Raw genomic sequence first — 20,035 nt, 5'->3', positions numbered from 1 at the left:
CTTGCCAGGAGCCACCGCTAGCCTGGCGAGGTGACGACCGTGCCGTTCCCCCCTGTCAGCGACACCGACCTCGCCGTCCTGCGCGAGCAGCTCGGGCGTCCCGCCCGCGGGGTCGTCGGCATCGCGGCGCGGTGCGTGTGCGGCAACCCGACCGTCGCCGCCACATCGCCCCGGCTGCCCGACGGCACGCCCTTCCCGACCTTCTACTACCTCACGCACCCCGCCGCCACCGCGGCGATGTCGGTGCTCGAGGCCGATCACGTCATGCGCGAGCTGAACGCGCAGCTCGCCGACGATGAGGAGCTGGCCGCCGGGTACGCCCGGGCGCACGAGGCCTACCTGCGCGATCGCGCCGCCTACGGCGAGGTCGACGAGATCGAGGGCATCTCGGCGGGCGGGATGCCGACCCGCGTCAAGTGCCTCCACGCGCTCGCCGGGCACGCGCTCGCCGCGGGCCCCGGCGTCAACCCGATCGGCGACCGCGCGCTCGAGCTGTCGACGTGGTCGCCCGACCGCTGCGTGTGCGCGCAGCCGGGGACGGCCGGATGACCCGCGGCCTCCTCGCGGCCGTCGCCGCGGCCGTTGCGGCGCTGACCCTCGTCACCGCGTCGCCTGCGTCCGCCGTGGCCCCTGAGGCCCCCGCCGAGGACCCGGTCCGCGCGGCCGAGTACTGGCTCGCCGACTACGGCATCGAGAGGGCCTGGCAGACGACGCGCGGCAAGGGCGTCACCGTCGCGGTGATCGACACCGGCGTCGGCAAGGGACCGGTCGAGTTCGAGGGGGCCGTCGTGGGCGGCACCGACGTGTCCGGCGTCGGCACCCCGGACGGCAGGACGCCGATCGGCGCCGTCGACGCCGACCACGGCAGCTGGGTCGCCTCGCTCGTCGCCGGACGCGGCACCGGCCAGGACACCGGCATGATCGGCGTCGCGCCCGAGGCCGAGCTGCTCTCGGTGTCGGTCGGATTCGGCTCGGCGGCGACGACGTCGTTCACCGAGCAGATCGCGGAGGCGATCCGCTGGTCGGTCGACAACGGCGCGGACGTCATCAACATGTCCCTCACCACCAACGTGCCCGATTGGGACGAGAGCTGGGACGAGGCGTTCCTGTACGCCTTCGACCACGACGTCGTGGTCGTGGTCGCCGCCGGCAACCGCGGAAGCGGCACGACGCGCGTCGGCGCCCCGGCCACGATCCCCGGCGTCCTGACCGTCGGCGGCGTGGACCCCGACGGCAAGGCCAGCGTCGAGGCGTCCACGCAGGGGATCACGATCGGCGTCTCGGCGCCGAGCGAAGACCTCGTGGGGGTGTCGGCCGACGGCCGCCTCGTGCTGTGGAACGGCACGAGCGGGGCGGCGCCGATCGTCGCGGGGGTGGCGGCGCTGGTGCGGGCCGCGCATCCCGACCTCGACGCGAACAACGTCATCAACCGCATCGTCGAGACCGCCAAGCCGCCCGCGGGTTCGACGGCGGCGCACGATCCGCTGTACGGCTACGGTCTGGTCGACGCCGGCGCGGCTGTGTCGGCCGAGGTGCCCGCAGTGGCCGCCAACCCGATGGGCAGCCTGGCGGAATGGATCCGCATCTACCGTCGCGCGCCCGGCGACCCCGTGCCGCAGCAGCCCGTCGATCCCGTCGAAGTGCCGCCGCTTCCGCGTGCCGACGCGGCCGAACGCGCGGCATCGCCGTTCCTCCCGTCGCGTGACACCCTCCTCTACGGCACCCTGCCGCTCTCGCTTGCCACAGCGACGGCTATACTGGTGGCGCTCGGCGTCACCGCAGCTGTCCGACGCATCCGATTGGCGTCCCGCGCGCCGAGCCGCTGACACAGGAGGAGCCTCCAAACGTGACCAACACCGTGCCCAAGATCCTCATCGTCGGTGGCGGATACGCAGGTTTCTACACGGCCTGGAAGCTCGAGAAGCACCTGCGCAAGGGCGAGGCCGAGGTGACCATCGTCGACCCGCTGCCATACAGGACGTACCAGCCGTTCCTCCCCGAGGTCGCCGCCGGATCGATCGAGGCCCGCCACTCCGTCGTGGCCCTCCGCCGTCACCTCAAGAAGACGACGGTCGTCGCCGCCAAGGTCACCGGCATCAACCACGCGAACAAGGTCGCGACGATCACCCCCATCGTCGGCGAGTCGTACGAGTTCGAGTACGACCAGATCGTGGTGACCGCCGGCGCCGTCTCGCGCACCTTCCCGATCCCCGGCATCGCCGACAACGCGATCGGGCTCAAGACGATCGAAGAGGCCGTCGCGATCCGCGACCGCCTGATGTCGAACTTCGACAAGGCGTCGGTGCTGCCCGCCGGTCCCGAGCGCGACCGTCTGCTGACCGTCGTCGTCGTCGGCGGCGGATTCGCGGGCATCGAGGTGTTCGCCGAGCTCCGCTCGCTCGCCTCGTCGCTCGTGAAGAGCTACCCGGAGCTCACCTTCGACGACACCCACTTCCACCTCATCGAGGCCATGGGCCGCATCATGCCCGAGGTGTCGCTCAAGACCAGCGAGTGGGTCCTCAAGGACCTCGCCAAGCGCGGCGCGTTCGTGCACCTCGACACGCAGGTGACCGGCGCGGTCGACGGCAACATCGAGCTCTCCACCGGCGAGACGATCCCGAGCGACCTGATCATCTGGACCGCGGGCGTCATGGCGAACCCGACCGTCGTCCGCGGCGGCGACCTGCCGGTCGAGGAGCGCGGCCGCATCCGCACGCGTGCCGACCTGCGCGTGGGCTCCGACGACGAGATCGTCGAGGGCGCGTGGGCGGCCGGCGACGTCTCGGCCGTCCCCGACCTCTCGGGCGGCGGCGTGGGCGGCTACTGCGTGCCCAACGCGCAGCACGCGGTGCGTCAGGCGAAGCTGCTCGCGAAGAACCTCGTCGCCGTCCTCCGTGGCGAGGTGCCCCGCGAGTACTTCCACAAGAACCTCGGCGCCGTGGCCGGCCTCGGCCTCTACAACGGCGTGTTCCAGTCGGGCAACCTCGCTCTCAAGGGCATCGTCGCGTGGGTCGCCCACCGCGGCTACCACGGCCTCGCGATGCCTTCGTGGGAGCGCAAGTGGCGCGTTCTGTGGGGCTGGTGGAACAACCTCTGGCTGCGCCGCGATCTCGTGAACCTGTCGACGGTGCAGAACCCGCGCTACGTGTTCGAGGAGTTCGCCGCACGTCCGCGTCCGCCGCAGCCCGCGGTCACGCCGCCGGCCGAGCCGCGCGATGCCGGCAAGGCCACCGACCAGCCGGAGAAGGTCAAGGCCGACAAGGCTGAGGCCGCGGCCGCCGCGCGCTGACCCGCGCGCCCTGCCGACCGCGCGGTAGCGTGGACGCGTCCGCTCCGGCGGCGCGCCCCCGTAGCCCAATCGGCAGAGGCAGGCGACTTAAAATCGCTTCAGTCTGGGTTCGAATCCCAGCGGGGGTACGTGCTCGACGCCCTCATCGACGACCCTGAGGTCGGCCTCCGCTGGTCGGCGTGCGTGGTCGATGCGGCGTCGCGTGAGACCCTCGCCGCGCACGCACCCGATGACGTGCTGTCGACCGCGAGCATCGGCAAGATCCTGCTGCTCGTCGAGCTGGCGCGACGGTTCGACGCCGGCGAGCTGGACCGCGAGCAGGCGGTGTCGCGCGCGGACGATCCGGTTGCCGACTCGGGCCTGTGGCAGGTGATGGATGCCTCGTCCCTCACGCTCGCGGACGCCGCGCGCCTGGTCGGAGCGGTGAGCGACAACCTCGCCACGAATGTGCTCCTCGACGTCGTCGGGCTCGACGCCGTCGCCCGCACCGCCACGGCGCTGCGCCTGCGTCGCACCGCGCTGATCGATCGGGTCCGCGACGAGCGCGGGCCGGAGCATCCTACCGCTCTTTCGCACGGCTCCGCCGCAGAGCTGTCGGCGCTCGTGGCAGCGCTGCACCGGGGCGACGTCGTGAACCCGCGCGTGAGCGCAGACGTGCGCGACTGGCTCGCGCTGGGCACCGACCTCTCGATGGTCGCCGGCGCCTTCGGGCTCGATCCGCTCGCGCACCGCGATCCCGACCGCGGCGTCGCCCTGTGGAACAAGACGGGGACGGATGCCGCCGTCCGCGCAGACGTCGGAGCGGTGCGCACACCCGCCGGCGCGCTGGGGTACGCGGTGCTCGCAGAGTGGTCCGCCGAGGCGCCGCCGGAGGTGCGCGACGACGTCCTCCGCGCCATGCGCGAGACGGGCAGGCGCCTGCGCGCGCGACTCGCCGAGGCGCCCCTCCACAGGTGACGGATGCCGCGGGCACGGAGGCCTAGGCTGGTGCCCATGCGCGCGCACCCGAAGCGGGCCGTATGAGCCTCGACCTGCTGGCCTCGACCACGGCGTCCGAGCCCTGGAAGGACGCCGAGTCCTTCTGGGGTGGTCTGACGCACGCCGTCCGCGACCTGTCAGGCCCTGTCGCGACCCTCGACCTCGCGGCTCTCCGCTACAACGCCCTCGACATGGTCGTGCGGGCCGGCGGAGTGCCGATCCGCGTCGCGAGCAAGTCCGTCCGCGTGCGCGAGGCGATCGATGCGACGCTCGCCATGGCGGGGTACCGGGGCATCCTCGCCTTCACGCTCCCCGAGGCGCTGTGGCTCGCCGAGAGGCACGACGACGTCGTGCTGGGGTATCCGACAGCCGACCGGGCGGCCATCGCGGCGCTCGTCGCCGACGAGCGTGCGGCCGCGCGGGTGACTCTCATGGTCGACGACCTGGCGCAGCTCGATGTGATCGACGCCGTCGCCGCGCCGGCCGGCCGGCCGCAGATCCGTGTGGCGATCGACGCCGACGCGTCCTGGCGCGCCCCAGGACTCGGCCACATCGGCGTGCATCGCTCTCCGGTGCACGAACCCGGCGAGGTCGCCGCGCTCGGCCGCGGCATCGCCGCCCGCCCAGGATTCCGGCTCGTCGGGCTCATGATGTACGAGGCCCAGATCGCCGGTCAGGGAGACGACACCGGCTCGGGCGACGGCGTCATCCGCTGGATGCAGCGCCGGTCGTCGCGCGAGCTGCTCGAGCGCCGGGCCGAGATCGTCGCCTCGCTGCGCGACATCGCGCCGCTCGAGTTCGTCAACGGCGGTGGCACCGGATCCCTCGAGTTCACCGCGTCCGATCAGGCCGTCACCGAGCTGACCGCGGGAAGCGGCCTCCTCGCCGGTCACCTCTTCGACGGCTATCGCGCGTTCGACCTCGCCCCGGCCGCGGCCTTCTCGCTCGAGGTCGTGCGCAAGCCGGCTTCCGACATCGCCACGGTGCTGGGCGGCGGCTGGATCGCGTCCGGACCGCCTGTCGCCTCTCGTCAGCCGCTCCCGGTCTGGCCCGCCGGCCTGTCGACGATGCCGCGTGAAGGGGCGGGCGAGGTGCAGACGCCGCTCAAGGGCGAGGCCGCGCGCACGCTGCGCGTGGGCGACCGTGTGTGGTTCCGCCACTCGAAGAGCGGCGAGCTCGCCGAGAGGGTCGACCGCTACCACGTCGTCGACGGCGGGCGCCTGGTCGGCGAGGTGCCCACCTACCGCGGCGAGGGGAGGGCGTTCCTATGACCCGTCCCGGCGGCAGGTGGCAGAACTGGGGCCGCTCCGAGTCGGTGCGGCCACGCCGTGTCGAGTTCCCGCGCACCGCCGAAGCCGTGCAGCGGGCTGTGGTCGCCGCCGCCGCCCAGCACATCCCCGTCAAGGCGGTCGGCGCCGGTCACAGCTTCACCGGCATCGCGGTCGCACCCGGCGTGCTCCTCGATCTCACCGATCTCACGGGCCTCGTGTCGGTCGACGTCGAGCGGTCGCAGGTCACCCTGCGCGCGGGCACCCGGCTCCACCAGGTTCCCGCCCTCCTCGCGCCGTTCGGCCTCGCGATGGAGAACCTCGGCGACATCGACCGCCAGTCGATCTCGGGCGCGATCTCCACCGGGACGCACGGCACCGGTGCGCGCTTCGGCGGCATCGCGGCCCAGATCGTCGGAGCGGCGCTGGTGACGGCATCCGGCGAGCTGCTGGTCGTGGGCGAGAGCGAGAACCCCGAGCTCCTGCCCGCGGTCGCCCTGGGCCTCGGCGCCCTGGGCATCCTCGTCGAGGTGACAGTGCAGTGCGTACCGGCGTTCGTGCTGCACGCGGTCGAGCGACCCGAGCCGCTCGACACGGTCCTCGACGACCTCGACCGCCGCGTGGCAGAGGCCGACCACTTCGAGTTCTACTGGTTCCCGCACACCGATCGCGCGATGACCAAGACCAACACCCGCCTGCCCGAGAGTGCCCCCCGACACCCCCTCCCGCGTGTCGGAAAGTGGATCGACGACGTCGTGGTCGGCAGCGGGCTGCACCAGGTCGCCTGCAGCGTCGCGAGGACGGTGCCGGCGACCATCCCGCCCATCAATCGTCTGTCAGTCAAGCTGTGGGGCGATCGCGAGTTCACGGATGCCTCGTCGCGCGTCTTCGCGACGTCGCGGTCCGTCCGCTTCCGCGAGATGGAGTACGCCCTCCCCGCCGAGAATGTGCGCCCCGCGTTCGATGCGCTGCGCGCCCTCGTGGACGAGCGGGGGTGGCGCATCTCGTTCCCCGTCGAGGTGCGCTTCGCCGCTGCCGACGATCGCTGGATGTCGACGGCGCACGGACGCGAGTCGGGCTACATCGCGGTGCACCGCTACTGGCGCGAAGACCCGGCCGAGTACTTCGAGGCCGTGGAGCAGATCATGCTCGGGTTCGGGGGTCGCCCGCACTGGGGCAAGATGCACACGCTCGACGCCGCCGTGCTGCGTGACCGCTACCCGCATTTCGGAGACTTCGTCGCCTTGCGCGACCGCCTCGATCCCGACCGGCTCTTCGCCAATCCGTACCTGGAGCGTGTGCTCGGTGAGTAACGGCTGAGAGTCCGCCTCAGCGGCGCGTGAGCGGGTCGCGCCCGTCGCTAGGATGAGGGAAACCTCGAACGGAGTCACGGCTATGTGGGAATGGCTGATCCCGGTCCTGATTGTCGTGGCGCTCGTCGTCATCGTCGGCATCTATCTGTGGGCCACCTACAACTCGCTCGTCCAGCTGAACGTGCGGGTCGATGAGGCGTGGAGCGACATCACGGTGCAGCTCAAGCGCCGCGCCGATCTGCTGCCGAACCTCATCGAGGCGGTGAAGGGCTACGCGGCGCACGAGAAGGCGGTCTTCGAGAACGTCACGCGTGCGCGGGCCGAGACGCTGTCGGCCGGCGGTCCCGCCGAGGCGGGTCTGGCGGAAGGGCACATGCAGCAGGCGCTGAGGTCGCTGTTCGCCGTCGCCGAGGCGTATCCGCAGCTGCAGGCCAGCCAGAACTTCCTGCACCTCCAGCAGTCCATCGTCGACACCGAAGACAAGATCCAGGCGTCGCGCCGGTTCTACAACGGCGGCGTGCGCGAGCTGAACACCAAGATCAAGGTGTTCCCCAACAACCTCTTCGCCCGCAACCTCGGCTTCCACGAGCGCGAGTTCTTCGAGGTCGTCGACGGAGCCGCCATCTCGGAGCCGCCGCGCGTCCAGTTCTGACGCGCAGAGTTCCATCCGGGTCACGGCGTCCTCGCCCCGCGCTAGCCTCGCTCCATGGTGCACCGGCTGACCCGCCAAGATGCGCGCCGCATCGCCGTGCGCGCCCAGCTGCTGTCGGGCGAGCGCCCGGCGGGCATCGTCGAGACGGTCGACGCGCTGACGGTCGTGAACATCGAGCCGACCGCGGCCATCGCCCCCAGCGCCGATCTCATCCTGTGGAGCCGCCTCGGCTGGCCGTACCAGCCGGCCGACCTCGTCCGCCTCGTCGAGGAGGACCGCGCGCTCTTCGAGTGGGGCGGCTTCTACCGCACGATGGCCGACCTGCCGCTGCTGCGGCCCGAGATGGCCACGCGCCCGCATTCGCGCGAGGCGCGGGAATGGCTTGCGGCGAACGAGGTCTTCCGCGGTGAGGTCATCGGGAGGCTTCGGGCGGAGGGCCCGCTCCGACCGGCGGACATCCCCGACACGGCCCAGGTGCCGTGGCGATCGTCCGGGTGGACGAACAACCGCAACACGCTCCAGCTCCTGGAGATGCTGGTGCTCCGCGGCGAGGTGGCGATCTCGTCGCGCGACTCAGGCGGGAGGCTCTTCGACCTCGCCGAGCGCGTCTACCCGTCCGACCTGCCGGCCGTCACTCCGGAGGCGGCGGCGCGCGAACGGGCGGAACGGCGGCTCGCCTCGTACGGCGTGGCGCGCGGGAAGAGCCTCGCGCAGCCGATCGAGCCCATCGACGTCGGCGAGGTGGGGGAGGAGGCGGTGATCGAGGGCGCCCCGGGCACCTGGCGGCTCGATCCGACGGCCCTCGCGAACATCGACGACTTCTCGCCCCGCACCGCGCTCCTCTCGCCGTTCGACCGCCTGGTGTTCGACCGGCGGCGGCTCGAGGAGATCTTCGCCTACGAGTACCTGCTCGAGATGTACAAGCCCGCGGCCAAGCGGCGGTGGGGCTACTTCGCGCTGCCGATCCTCCACGGCGATCGCTTCGTCGGCAAGCTCGACGCGAAGGCCGACCGCAAGGCGGGCGTGCTGCGGGTGCACGCGCTGCACGAGGACGCGCCGTTCGGCGCCGACACGACCGATGCCGTGCACCGCGAGATCCGCGACCTCGCGCGATGGCTCGGACTGGAGGTGCAGGGGGTGCCGGAGGCGTGATCAGCGCACCGAAAGCACCATCTCGTCGCCGGTGAACCGCACGCCTCCGCGCAGCGCCCAATCGTCCGCACGATAGGTGAACGCACCCGGGCCCCCGTCGCGCGTCGTACCGCTGGCCGTGGCGACGACGACACCGCCCGTCGCGTCGAAGCCGGACCCGTCGTCGGACAGCACGACGACAGGTCGCTCCTCCACGCGGAACGCGATCGTGTCGAGCGAGGCGAGGTCGGCCGCCCACGGCACGCGCAGCCCGCAGTCGTCCGGCACCGCGTCGGCGGGTCGGGTGCACTCCTCGACGTACGCGTCGAGCTGGGCCTGAGCCAGAGCGGTCGCTTCGGGCGACACCTCGGTCTCGAGGGTGAGCCGCCTCGGTGCGCCCGGGCTCACAGCGGCGGTCGCACTTCCCGACAGGATGCCCCGGGGTGCAGCCTCCACCTCGTACACGGCCGGCAGCAGGGCGAGGTCCTCGCCGACTGCGGCCAGAGCATCGCCGACGTGCACGGCGTCGGCGCCCGGGCCGTCGCCGAGCGCGGTCTGCACGGTGAGCACGCCGAGCTCGTCGCCGGTGAGCACCCAGCGGCCCCCCTCGTTGCGCAGGGAGAAGGCGAGGTCGTGCCCCTCACCGCCGAGTCCGGCGCGAGCTGTCACGACCGCCGTGGCGCCGCTGACCTCGATCTCCGTGACCCGCGGGTCGGTGACGTACGCGCTCGCGCCGGCGAACGCCTGACGGAGGAGCTCCTCCGCCTCGGGAGCGAGCGGATCCGCGCGCAGGGCATCGATGGCGCCGACATCACCAGCGGCGAGCGCATCGAGGTAGGCGCGCGCGGCGCCCTCCGCGCTCTGCGGTCGCGTCGACAGCCACCACCACGCACCGGCGGCGAGGAGGAGGACGGCGACCGCGCCGGCCGCGATCGCGACGGCGGCTCGGCGGTTCACGCTCCCACGCTAGCCCGCGGGTTCGTCGTCGGCGAGCGCCACCGGCTCGGCCCGGCCGGCCTCGTGACGGCGCGCCTCGGGCAGGACGTCGGCGAGATCGTCGGTCGCATCGCCCCAGTTCGAGACCGAGAGGGCCTCGAGCGACTGCCAGCGCGCGGCCAGGCGGAGCTCGTCGGCGACGCGGGCCGCGGCATCCGCCGGTCTGCCGTGCTCCCACCACGCCGACTGGACGAGCAGAGTGGAGGCCGCCCTGTCGGCCTTGAGGTCGATGCGTCCGACGATGTCGTCGCCGACGAGCATCGGCAGCGAGTAGTAGCCGTACCGCCGCTTCGGAGCGGGCGTGTAGATCTCGATGCGGTACTCGAAGCCGAACAGCCGCTCGGCGCGGTCGCGGAACCACACGACGGGGTCGAACGGGGTGAGCAGCGCCGCCGCATCGACGCGCCGCGGAAGGGTCGCGTCGCGATGCAGCCACGCCTTCGCCGGGCGCCCCGCGGTCGACCACCCGTCGACGGTGACGGGGGACAGCTCGCCGGCGTCGGTGAGCTCGGCGATGGCCGCCATGATCGCGGGGCGGTCGTTGATCCGCCAATAGTCGGCGAGGTCGGCCGCCGTCGCAACGCCGTACGCGCTCGCCGCGCGGCGCACGAGTTCGCGCACCGCGTCGCCGCGGGGGACAGGCGCGGCCAGGACCTCGGCGGGGATGACGTGCTCGGCCAGGCCGTAACGGCGCTCGAAGCCGCGCCTGCCCGCGATCGCGACCTCGCCGAACAGCCACAGGTACTCGAGCGCGTTCTTCACCACGTTCCAGTCCCACCAGGGCCCGCGCGCGGCCTCCTTGGCGTCGTGCTCGATCTGCGCCGGACGGAGCGGTCCGCGATCGGCGAGCTCCGCGCGCACCCAGTCGACGATCTCGCGATTGCTCTCGAACCAGCCGCCCCTCTTCGTGCCGTACTTCGCCCGCATCGCGTCCATGCGGAAGCGGAAGAGCGACCAGTCCTGCGCGGGAATGAACGCCGCGACGTGCGCCCAGTACTCGACGTACGGCGCCCGGCGGGCGAACAGCAGGCGATCGAGCGCCGCGGTGTCGTAGGTTCCGACGCGCGAGAACAGCGGCATGTAGTGGGACCGCGCGAAGACGTTGACGGAGTCGATCTGCAGCGTCGCGATGCGGCCGAGCACGCCGTTGAGCTGGCGGGTTCCGGCCGCCGCGGGCCGTGGCCGCGCGAAGCCCTGGGCGGCGAGGGCGACGCGACGTGCCTCGTCCGCGCTGAAGGTCGTCTTCATCCGCGCCAGCCTAGCGACGGGGCCCGACACGGGGGCCCGGCGGAGCCTCGCCGCGAGCGCCCGGCGCATATCCGGAGCGGCATGCGACGCGCCTAGACTGGCGGAATGAGCGGCTCCGACGAAAAGCCCCGCGGCTCGCTGTTCGACGCCTTCCGCGACCGGAGCAGGGTCGTGTCGACCGAGATGTCGGGCACCATCCCGCGCGGGCTGCGCATCGCCACGGCGTATTCGTGGCGGTTCCTCGTCGTCGCCGCGGCGATCGGCGTCGCGATCTGGCTCGTCATCCAGCTCAAGCTGCTCGTCATCCCGCTCCTCGTCGCCATCCTCATCACCGCCCTCCTGTGGCCCGTCTTCACCTGGATGCTGCGCCACCGCGTCCCGAGATGGCTGGCCATCGTCATCTCCGTCGTCGGCACCATCGCGATCGTCGGCGGACTGCTCTGGCTCGTCGCATGGCAGATCACCCGGCAGTGGTCCGAGGTGCAGGCGAGCACGGTCGAGGCCGTCGACAACCTCCGCGACTACCTGATCCAGGGCCCGCTGCACCTCACGGAGGAGCAGATCGACGGACTGCTCGCGCAGGGATGGTCCTTCATCCAGGAGCAGGCGGAACTGGTCTGGTCGGGCGCCCTCGCGATCGGCAGCACGCTCGGCCATGTGCTCACCGGTGGCATCCTCGCGTTCTTCATCCTCCTCTGCCTGCTCGCCGACGGCGCCGGGATCTGGCGCTGGACGCTGCGGCTCTTCCCCCGCAAGGCGCGCCGCGCGGCCGACGGCGCCGGCCGCGCAGGGTGGGTCACCGTCGTGAACTACGCCCGCACGCAGCTGCTCGTCGCGACGATCGACGCCGTCGGCATCGGCCTCGGCGCGTTCTTCCTCGGGGTGCCGCTCGCCATCCCGGTCGCGGTGCTCGTGTTCCTCGGTGCGTTCGTCCCGATCGTCGGTGCCGTCGTCACCGGTGCGATCGCGGTGTTCCTCGCCCTCGTCTACAACGGTCCCTGGATCGCCCTGTGGATGCTGATCGTCGTCCTCGGCGTCCAGCAGCTCGAGGGCCACGTGCTGCAGCCGCTCCTCATGGGATCCGCGGTCAAGGTGCACCCGCTCGCGGTGGTCCTCGTCGTCGCGGGCGGCGCGATGATCGCCGGCATCCCCGGTGCTCTCTTCGCCGTGCCGCTCGCCGCGTTCGTCAACGTCGTCGCGGTCTACCTCGGCCAACGTGCGTGGGAGACCGGCGCGAGACCGACCGGAGACCTCATCTGGAGCACCGTCCCGCGCCCGAGCAGGAGACCTTCGTGAGCATGACCACGCCCCCCGCACGCCATCTCGCGGCGCCCACCCTCGACGACGTCGCCGATGCTGCGGCGACGCTCGACGGCGTGATCGCGCACACGCCCCTCGACGAGTCGCTGCACCTGTCGGAGATCATGGGCGTCCCCGTGCACCTCAAGCTCGAGAACCTCCAGCGCACCGGCTCGTTCAAGATCCGCGGGGCGACCTACCGGCTGTCGCGCCTGACCGCCGCGGAGCGCGCCCGGGGCGTCGTCGCGGCGTCGGCCGGCAACCACGCGCAGGGCGTGGCCCTCGCGGCGAAGTCCCTCGGCATCCCCGCGACGATCTTCATGCCGCTCGGGGTGCCCGTTCCGAAGCTCCTCGCGACCCGCGGCTACGGTGCAGACGTCGTGCTCGAGGGGGCGACCGTCGAGACGCCGCTGCGCCTGGCTGCGGAGTTCGCCGAGCGCACCGGCGCCGTCTTCATCCACCCGTTCGACCACCCCGACGTCATCGCCGGGCAGGGGACGCTCGGCCTCGAGCTGATGGACGACCTGCCCGACCTCGACACCATCGTGCTCGGCATCGGCGGGGGAGGCCTCGTCGCCGGCGTCGCCGCCGCCGTCAAGGCGCGCGCGGCCGCCGAGGGGCGGACGGTGCGCGTGATCGGCGTCCAGGCCGAGAACTCGGCGGCGTATCCGTCGTCGCTGGCGGCGGGGCATCCGCTCGAGGTCGCCACCCGCCCCACGATCGCCGACGGCATCGCGGTGGCCCGGCCCGGCGACCTGCCGTTCGCCATCATCCGCGACCTCGTCGACGATGTCGTGACCGTCTCGGAAGACGACATCGCGCGTGCGCTGCTCGTGCTGCTGGAGCGCGCGAAGCAGGTCGTGGAGCCCGCCGGTGCAGTCGGCGTCGCCGCGATCCTCGCCGGCAAGGTCCGGGCGAGCGGTCCGGTCGTGAGCGTGCTCTCGGGCGGCAACATCGACCCGCTGCTGCTGCAGCGCGTCGTCGCGCACGGTCTCGCGGCGTCAGGACGCTACATGACGCTGCAGATCCCGCTGCCCGACCGTCCCGGTCAGCTCGCGCGGGTGTCGGAGCTGCTCGCGCAAGCCGGCGCGAACGTCATCGAGGTGCTGCACACGCGTCACGGCCAGGGGCTGCAGATCAGCGAGGTGATCCTGCAGCTGAGCGTGGAGACGCGCGGCGAGGAGCACCGGGCGCACGTCATCTCGGTGCTGGAGCAGGCCGGATACGCGCCGACCGTCATGCCCGACTGACCGCCCGCGGCCTACTGCCCGTTGTAGGTCTCGACCTTGACGATCTCGACGGAGATCTCGCGGCCGTTCGGCGCGGTGTACGAGGTCTTCTCGCCCTCCTTGCGGCCGAGGATGGCCGCGCCCAGGGGCGACGCCTCGCTGTAGACGTCGAGCTCGGAGCCGACCGCGATCTCGCGGTTGCCGAGCAGGAAGACCTCTTCGCCGCCCGCGACGATCGCGGTGATGACGGTGCCCGGCTCGACGACCCCGGTCGACTCGGGGGCCTCGCTGACGGTGGCGGTCTTCAGCAGGTGCTGAAGGGTGCGGATGCGCGCCTCCTGCTTGCCCTGCTCGTCCTTGGCGGCGTGGTAGCCGCCGTTCTCCTTGAGGTCGCCCTCTTCACGGGCGGCCTCGATGCGCTTCGCGATCTCCTCCCGACCGGTGGTCGAGAGGTGCTCGAGCTCGGCGGCGAGGCGGTCGTAGGCATCCTGCGTGAGGAAGGTCACGGGGGCATCGCTGGACACGGCTGACTCCTTCGGTCTGCGGGGGAGAGGGTCGATATGTCAAACGCCCCGGCTCTCGGCCAGGGCGCGTATCGACTGCAGTCGAGCCAGACTACGTCACCCAGCAGGAGTTGACAAAACCGGTCGTCGCCAGCGCGGTGGTGCGGATCTCCTCGCGGAAGGCGCGCGAGTGCTCTTCGGAGGCGGGCAGCTCGACGACGCGCCACCCGACGACGCCGTGCTCCTCGTCCTGCGCCTCGATCGCGCACGCGATGTCGCGGCCCGTCGGGGCGGTGACCTGGAACCCGAGCACGACCGAGCGGGCGTCGACGACCTCGAAGCCCGTCGTGTCGGCGTCGACCGAGTCCAGCGAGCTCGACACCGCGAACCACGCGAACAGGCCGACCACGGCGGCGGCGATCGCGATGGCGACGCCGACGATCCAGCGGCGCGCGGGGGAGCGGGTGCGCCCGTAGCGCTCGTCGAGCATGTCCTGAGTCGTCATCGCCGGTCCGTCGGAAGATTAGGCTGGAGTTCCAGGCTAAGCGCTCTCGGGCGCGACCGTTGCCACTCCGCACGGCCCGCTCCGGGCAGAACGAGGACCCTGATGCTCCACGCGCTCGTCGCCCTCGCCGAGGCGACCGCGACCCCGTCGCCCACTCCCGTCCTCCCCGACCCGGAGACGGTCACGCCCGGCCCGTGGGGCTTCGTGGCGATCGTCTTCGTCGCCGTCGCCGTCATCCTGCTGGTGTGGGACATGATGCGCCGGATCCGCCGCGGCCGCGTGCGGGCCGACATCAACGAGGAGCTCGACGCCGAGGAGCAGGCCGCGCGGGCGGTGCGCGCCACCGACACCGACGACGAGAGCACCGACGCGGGAGACCCCGGCGACGCGCCGCGAGGCTGAGCGCGGCATCCGATCGTCGTCGAACAGCGACGGGATGCCGGTGCCCGCCTCGTCTGGATCAGCCGGGCAGCCCGAGTGAGGGCGAGAACGGCTCGAGGGCGATGATGAGGCACGCCGTCCAGTGGCAGAGGAACGCCAGCACGGTGCACACATGGAAGATCTCGTGAAAGCCGAAGTGGCCCGGCCAGGGGTTGGGGCGCTTCATCGCGTACACGACCGCGCCGCCCGTGTAGAGCAGGCCGCCGATCGCGACGAGGATCATCATCGAGACGCTCGCGCGGAGGAGATCGGGCAGGTACATCACGGCCGCCCAGCCGAGCACGAGGTAGAGGGCGACGTACAGCCAGCGGGGCGCGTTGATCCAGAAGACGCGGAACAGGATTCCCAGTAGGGCGCCCGACCACACCAGGATCAGCAGCAGGAGACCCTGCTGGGGCGGCAGCGCGAGCACGGCGATCGGAGTATAGGTGCCGGCGATGAGGAGCACGATGTTCGCGTGGTCGATGCGCTTGAGCACCGCCTTCGTCGTGGGGCCCCAGTCGAAGCGGTGGTAGAGCGCCGAGTTGCCGAAGAGCAGCAGGGACGTGGCCATGAACACGGCGCACGCCCACTTGGCCGCGCCGCCCTGGGCGAGGACGATGAGGACGATCCCCGCGGCGATCGCGACGGGGAATGTGGCTGCGTGGATCCATCCGCGCCACGTCGGCTTGATCTCGGGCCTCGCGGCGTCGACGGCTGCGGCGTCGAGCAGGGGGAGCACCGGGACCTCGGGTGCCTTGGGCAGTCGGGTGCGGCGGCTCATCCTCCCAGGGTACGGCCGACAGCATGCCGCGAGGGGCACATACCGAGTCCCACCGAGAATGGGACTGAGTGCCACGCTAGGGGCGCGCCTCGCCGACCGGTAGCGTAGGCGTGTGGCGCGCACCGGGTCGAACGAGGGCAGAGGACCCCTCTACCGCCTCTACATCAACCGCCTGCGCCGTCGACTCGAGCCCGGCGCCGTGCCGCGCCACGTCGCGATGATGATCGACGGCAATCGCCGGTGGGCGAGGCAGCTCGGCTTCGACTCGGCCGCCCACGGCCACCGCGCCGGGGCGGCGAAGATGCACGAGTTCCTCGAGTGGTGCGACGACGTCGGGGTGAAGGTCGTGTCGCTGTACCTGCTGTCTACGGACAACCTCCGAAAGCGCGACACGCAGGAGCTCGCCGATCTCATCGAGATCATCGCCGAGCTCGCCCACGAGCTCTCACTCGAGCGCGACTGGCGCGTGCAGCACGTCGGCCGTGCCGACCTGCTTCCGCCCGACCTCGCGCGGGTCCTCGCCGAAGCGGAGGATCGCACGAAGGGCAACACGGGACTGCACGTCAACCTCGCAGTCGGCTACGGCGGGCGCGGCGAGATCGTCGACGCGGTGCGCAGCATCATCGCCCAGCACGACCAGGAGGGCGGGTCGCTGGAGGAGCTCGCCGCCAGCCTCACCCCCGAGCAGATCGGCGAGCACCTCTACACCGGCGGCCAGCCCGATCCCGACCTGGTGATCCGCACGTCGGGTGAGCAGCGGCTGAGCGACTTCCTCCTGTGGCAGAGCGCGCACAGCGAGTTCTACTTCGTGGAGGCGCTCGGGCCCGACCTGCGCGAGGTCGACTTCCTGAGGGCGATCCGCGACTTCTCCAGCCGCGACCGGCGATACGGCAGCTAGGCGTGTGCGGCCGCCGCCGGGGCCCGCGCCGCGCCGCGGGTGCCCGCCGTGCCACAATGTGTCCGTGACGGATCTGGACACGTATCTGGCGACGTTCGATGGGGAACCGGGGTATCTCGACTGGGCGGCGTTCGGACCGCTCTCGCCGGCGGTGCGCGCCGAGGCGCAGGCCGACACCGAGCTCCTCGGGTCGGGCCGCCGCACGAGCATCGAGCTGGTGAACGACCACGCACGCGAAGCGCGCGAGCTGGTCGCAGGACTCATCGGCACGGATGCCTCGCAGGTCGTGCTCCAGCCGTCGACGACGTACGGCCTGATGCAGGCCCTCTACGGTCTCGCCGGCGGGCTGCTCGTCGGCCGCGGCGAGTTCCCCAGCCTGACCGTCGCCGCGACGCGGGCCTCGGAGGCTCTGGGTTCCGTCGACGTGCAGTGGCTCGAGCCGCTCGACGGCCTCATCACGCCCGAGGTCGTGCGCGAGGCCCTCACCGATGACACGCGCGCCGTCGCCGTCAGCCTCGTGGACTTCCGCACCGGCTATCGCGCCGACCTGTCCGCCCTGCGCGACGTCATCGGCGATCGTCTGCTGATCGTCGACGCCATCCAGGGATTCGGCGCCGTCGACGCCGACTACACCGCCGCCGATGTCGTGTGCTCCAACGGCTACAAGTGGCTCCGCGCCGGGCGCGGCACGGGTTTCGCATGGTTCGGCGAGCGCGCCCTCGAGCGGATCGCCCCCGTCCTGTCGGGTTTCGGCGGCGTCGAGGGCGGCGACCTCCCGCTGGACGTCGTCCCTGTGCCCGCCGCGTCGGCGCAGGCCTTCACTGTCAGCGGCATCGACACCCTCGCCGCGGCGCGTCTGGCGACCTCGCTGCAGGAGCTCACCGAGATCGGCGTGGCGACCGTCGAGGCCGAGCTCGCCGAGCGCACGCGCGACGTCATGTTCTTCGCCGACCGCTACGAGGTGCCCGTCATCACGCCGCGCGAGCCCGAGCGTCGCGGCGGCATCGTGACCCTGGCGCCCGCGCCGCAGGACGCAGCGCCCCTCGCTGCCTCGCTCGCCAACCACGGGCTGACCGTGACCGTGCGATCGGGGCTCGTGCGCGTGTCTCCGCACGTCGGAACGGGCGGCGACACGCTGCGCCTGTTCGGCGATGCGCTCGCCGCGTTCTCCTCCGCCCGCGTCTGGTGAGGTTCCCCGGCGCGGGGGCGCCGCGTGGGGCATCCGGGAATTAACCCGCACGACACCATCTCGCGCGTGTCGCGCCGACGGGAAGACCGGGCACGGACGTACGTTCATCACATCGGGCAAGGCGCCCGTTCGAGTCGGCCTTCCGGACCACGACTCGTGACCCATGGTCGACTCGTGACTGCCGGGTTCTCCACCCGGGGCGGGAGTGGGTTGTGACCACACGAGCACCACACGAGCAGTACCGTCAGGACGTCGCACAGGGGGCCGATCTCCAGCAGGATCTGCGCACCTACGTGCTCGACACCTCCGTGCTGCTGAGCGATCCGCGGGCTTTCTTCCGCTTCGCCGAGCACAACGTCGTGATCCCGGTCGTGGTGATCACCGAGCTCGAGGGCAAGCGGCACGACCCCGAGATCGGCTATTTCGCACGGCAGGCGCTCCGCCATCTCGACGAGCTGCGGGTCGAGCACGGCAGGCTCGACTTCCCCGTCCCCGTGGGCGAGGGCGGCACGCTGCGCGTGGAGCTCAACAACACCGATGCCGGCGTCCTGCCCTCGGGCATGCGCCTGGGTGACAACGACAGCCGCATCCTCGCCGTCGCGATGCACCTCGCGTCCGACGGGCAAGAGGTCACCGTGGTCTCGAAGGACCTGCCGATGCGCGTGAAGGCCGCGTCGCTCGGCGTGATCGCCGAGGAGTACCTCGCGGAGCAGGCGGTCGACTCCGGCTGGACGGGCATCGCGACGATCGACGTGTCGGGCGACGACATCAGCGACCTCTACGAGAGCGAGGTCGCCTCGTCCGACGACGTGCGCGGACTCCCCGTCAACACCGGGCTCATCATCCACTCGGAGCGCGGGTCGGCCCTGGGCCGGGTCACCGGCGACGGCTCGTACAAGCTCGTGCGCGGCGACCGCGAGGTCTTCGGGCTCCACGGCCGGTCGGCCGAGCAGCGGATCGCGATCGACCTGCTCAACGACCCGGACGTGGGCATCGTGTCGCTCGGCGGGCGCGCAGGCACCGGCAAGTCCGCGCTCGCCCTGTGCGCGGCCCTCGAGGCCGTGCTCGAGCGGCAGCAGCAGCGCAAGATCATCGTCTTCCGCCCGCTGTTCGCGGTCGGCGGGCAGGAGCTGGGCTACCTGCCGGGAGACGCCCAGGAGAAGATGAACCCGTGGGGCCAGGCGGTCTTCGACACCCTGGGCTCCGTCGTCTCGTCCAACGTGCTCGAAGAGGTGGTCGAGCGCGGACTGCTCGAGGTGCTGCCGTTGACGCATATCCGCGGTCGTTCGCTGCACGACGCCTTCGTGATCGTCGACGAAGCGCAGTCACTCGAGCGCAACGTCCTCCTGACGGTGCTCAGCCGCATCGGGCAGAACTCGCGGGTCGTGCTCACGCACGACGTCGGGCAGCGCGACAACCTCCGCGTGGGGCGCCACGACGGCGTCGCGTCGGTGATCGAGACGCTCAAGGGTCACGGGCTGTTCGGGCACGTGACGCTGGTGCGGTCCGAGCGCTCGGCGATCGCGGCGCTCGTCACCGACCTGCTCGAGGCGGGCGAGCTCGCCTGAGTCGATCCGAGGGGGCCGGGATGACGCATCCCGGCCCCTTCGCCGTGTCCGAGCGGGCGGAAACAGCTTTCCAAGAATGAGAAGAGTCTCATTCCCCAGGTCGTTCCGGCCCCCTCAGGTCTGTCACCATGGAGGGGAGCAGTTGGCGATCTGGGGATGGAAGGCGCACACGTGGAGAGTCGGACGCGGCTGGCTATCGGTGGCATGTCCGCCGTCGCCGCGAGCGTGGCCGTCGTCTGCGCGGTCGCGCTGACCAACTCCGCGGCGCTGTCCGACGCCCAGGGGGCGGCCGTCGACGCCGCACCCGTCGTGGTGCCGTCGTCGGGCACCCCGTCCGACGGCGTCGAAGCGACACCGCCGCCGGTCGCCGGCCCCGCGCCCGTCGACGTCGTGCCGGCCCCCGCGCCCGACGTCCGCGCCGAGAGCCCGGCCCCGCCCGTCGCCGAGGTCGTTCCCGCTCCTGCGCCCCAAGTCGTCACGCCGTCCACCGCCGCTCCGGTCGCCCCGCCCGCCGGCGGCGCGGCTGCGGGCACGGGCGGCTCGGCCGCGGCCCCCAGCGAGAAGGCCGTGATCGCGGCAGCCCGCGCCTCCGGCTCGTGGGAGGCCGCCCGAGCGTGGGCGACGCGCCTCGGCTGGTCGCCGGCGCGCATCGATGCCTGGATCGCCAAGATCGAGCAGGACCGCGACGCGCTCTCGGGCGGGCGCGATCAGAGCACCGGCGACGGCGGCCGCGCGGGTCTTGTGGGGCCGGGCGACGGCGACCGC

19 protein-coding genes, 1 tRNA gene and 1 pseudogene are annotated in these 20,035 nt (G+C 72.0%); 16 read left to right on the top strand and 5 right to left on the bottom strand.

Annotated features, from left to right (window positions below):
- The first annotated feature begins 30 nt into the window (after positions 1–30).
- From OB08_RS09635 to OB08_RS09595, 9 genes are all read left to right on the top strand, one after another.
- Entirely contained in the window at positions 31–549 is a 519-nt protein-coding gene (locus tag OB08_RS09635; protein WP_461474234.1) for a DUF501 domain-containing protein, read from the top strand.
- Positions 546–1,826, top strand: coding sequence for a S8 family serine peptidase (locus tag OB08_RS09630; protein ID WP_461474233.1), 1,281 nt, complete (start codon positions 546–548; stop codon positions 1,824–1,826). Before OB08_RS09635 ends, OB08_RS09630 begins: the two co-directional genes overlap by 4 nt.
- 32 nt (positions 1,827–1,858) lie before the next feature.
- Positions 1,859–3,289 carry an NAD(P)/FAD-dependent oxidoreductase gene (locus tag OB08_RS09625; RefSeq protein ID WP_461474326.1) on the top strand — a complete coding sequence of 477 codons (1,431 nt, stop codon included), beginning with the start codon at positions 1,859–1,861 and terminating at the stop codon, positions 3,287–3,289.
- A gap of 54 nt (positions 3,290–3,343) precedes the next feature.
- Positions 3,344–3,417: transfer RNA gene (locus OB08_RS09620), tRNA-Leu, on the top strand.
- 1 nt (position 3,418) lies between these two features.
- Positions 3,419–4,246 carry a serine hydrolase gene (locus OB08_RS09615; RefSeq protein ID WP_461474232.1) on the top strand — a complete coding sequence of 276 codons (828 nt, stop codon included), beginning with the start codon at positions 3,419–3,421 and terminating at the stop codon, positions 4,244–4,246.
- A gap of 62 nt (positions 4,247–4,308) precedes the next feature.
- Positions 4,309–5,538 carry an alanine racemase gene (locus OB08_RS09610; RefSeq protein WP_461474231.1) on the top strand — a complete coding sequence of 410 codons (1,230 nt, stop codon included), beginning with the start codon at positions 4,309–4,311 and terminating at the stop codon, positions 5,536–5,538.
- Positions 5,535–6,848, top strand: coding sequence for a D-arabinono-1,4-lactone oxidase (locus OB08_RS09605; RefSeq protein WP_461474230.1), 1,314 nt, complete (start codon positions 5,535–5,537; stop codon positions 6,846–6,848). The genes OB08_RS09610 and OB08_RS09605 overlap by 4 nt, the downstream gene beginning before the upstream one ends.
- Before the next feature lie 82 nt (positions 6,849–6,930).
- Entirely contained in the window at positions 6,931–7,500 is a 570-nt protein-coding gene (locus OB08_RS09600) for a LemA family protein (RefSeq protein ID WP_461474229.1), read from the top strand.
- A 54-nt stretch (positions 7,501–7,554) separates the two neighbouring features.
- Positions 7,555–8,652 carry a DNA glycosylase AlkZ-like family protein gene (locus tag OB08_RS09595; RefSeq protein ID WP_461474228.1) on the top strand — a complete coding sequence of 366 codons (1,098 nt, stop codon included), beginning with the start codon at positions 7,555–7,557 and terminating at the stop codon, positions 8,650–8,652.
- On the opposite strand, the gene OB08_RS09590 is transcribed toward OB08_RS09595, so the two are convergent.
- Both OB08_RS09590 and OB08_RS09585 read right to left on the bottom strand, forming a co-directional pair.
- A complete protein-coding gene (locus tag OB08_RS09590; protein ID WP_461474227.1) occupies positions 8,653–9,588 on the bottom strand; it encodes a hypothetical protein in 936 nt (311 codons plus the stop codon).
- 9 nt (positions 9,589–9,597) lie between these two features.
- On the bottom strand, positions 9,598–10,875 hold the full coding sequence (locus OB08_RS09585; protein ID WP_461474226.1) for a winged helix-turn-helix domain-containing protein: 1,278 nt from the start codon (positions 10,873–10,875) through the stop codon (positions 9,598–9,600).
- A 105-nt stretch (positions 10,876–10,980) separates the two neighbouring features.
- Here OB08_RS09585 and OB08_RS09580 point away from each other — a divergent pair, with 105 nt between their 5' ends.
- On the top strand, positions 10,981–12,171 hold the full coding sequence (locus OB08_RS09580) for an AI-2E family transporter (RefSeq protein ID WP_461474225.1): 1,191 nt from the start codon (positions 10,981–10,983) through the stop codon (positions 12,169–12,171).
- Positions 12,172–12,173: 2 nt separating this feature from the next.
- The gene (gene ilvA / locus OB08_RS09575) at positions 12,174–13,424 is read left to right on the top strand and encodes a threonine ammonia-lyase (RefSeq protein WP_461474224.1); all 1,251 of its coding nucleotides are present in this window, start codon (positions 12,174–12,176) and stop codon (positions 13,422–13,424) included.
- A gap of 11 nt (positions 13,425–13,435) precedes the next feature.
- On the opposite strand, the gene greA is transcribed toward ilvA, so the two are convergent.
- Both greA and OB08_RS09565 read right to left on the bottom strand, forming a co-directional pair.
- A complete protein-coding gene (gene greA, locus OB08_RS09570; protein ID WP_461474223.1) occupies positions 13,436–13,927 on the bottom strand; it encodes a transcription elongation factor GreA in 492 nt (163 codons plus the stop codon).
- Between the two features lie 91 nt (positions 13,928–14,018).
- On the bottom strand, positions 14,019–14,411 hold the full coding sequence (locus OB08_RS09565) for a DUF4307 domain-containing protein (RefSeq protein ID WP_461474222.1): 393 nt from the start codon (positions 14,409–14,411) through the stop codon (positions 14,019–14,021).
- 102 nt (positions 14,412–14,513) lie between these two features.
- On the opposite strand from OB08_RS09565, the gene OB08_RS09560 reads away from it, so the two are divergent.
- Positions 14,514–14,813, top strand: a complete 300-nt coding sequence (locus OB08_RS09560) for a hypothetical protein (RefSeq protein WP_461474221.1) — start codon at positions 14,514–14,516, stop codon at positions 14,811–14,813.
- Positions 14,814–14,871: 58 nt separating this feature from the next.
- On the opposite strand, the gene trhA is transcribed toward OB08_RS09560, so the two are convergent.
- Positions 14,872–15,615, bottom strand: coding sequence for a PAQR family membrane homeostasis protein TrhA (gene trhA, locus OB08_RS09555; protein WP_461474220.1), 744 nt, complete (start codon positions 15,613–15,615; stop codon positions 14,872–14,874).
- Positions 15,616–15,727: 112 nt separating this feature from the next.
- Here trhA and OB08_RS09550 point away from each other — a divergent pair, with 112 nt between their 5' ends.
- From OB08_RS09550 to OB08_RS09535, 4 genes and pseudogenes are all read left to right on the top strand, one after another.
- A complete protein-coding gene (locus tag OB08_RS09550) occupies positions 15,728–16,513 on the top strand; it encodes an isoprenyl transferase (protein WP_461474219.1) in 786 nt (261 codons plus the stop codon).
- A gap of 64 nt (positions 16,514–16,577) precedes the next feature.
- Positions 16,578–17,702: an aminotransferase class V-fold PLP-dependent enzyme gene (locus OB08_RS09545; protein ID WP_461474218.1), complete on the top strand. Its 1,125-nt coding sequence runs from the start codon at positions 16,578–16,580 to the stop codon at positions 17,700–17,702.
- Between the two features lie 212 nt (positions 17,703–17,914).
- Complete coding sequence (locus OB08_RS09540; protein WP_461474217.1) at positions 17,915–19,270, top strand: PhoH family protein; 1,356 nt, start codon at positions 17,915–17,917, stop codon at positions 19,268–19,270.
- Between the two features lie 204 nt (positions 19,271–19,474).
- Positions 19,475–20,035, top strand: a pseudogene (locus tag OB08_RS09535) (hypothetical protein); the annotation flags it as partial.

Source organism: Microbacterium sp. HJ5 (assembly GCF_054824025.1).
The sequence above is the reverse complement of the archived record's forward strand: the minus strand, read 5'-3'. Positions and strand labels throughout refer to the sequence as shown.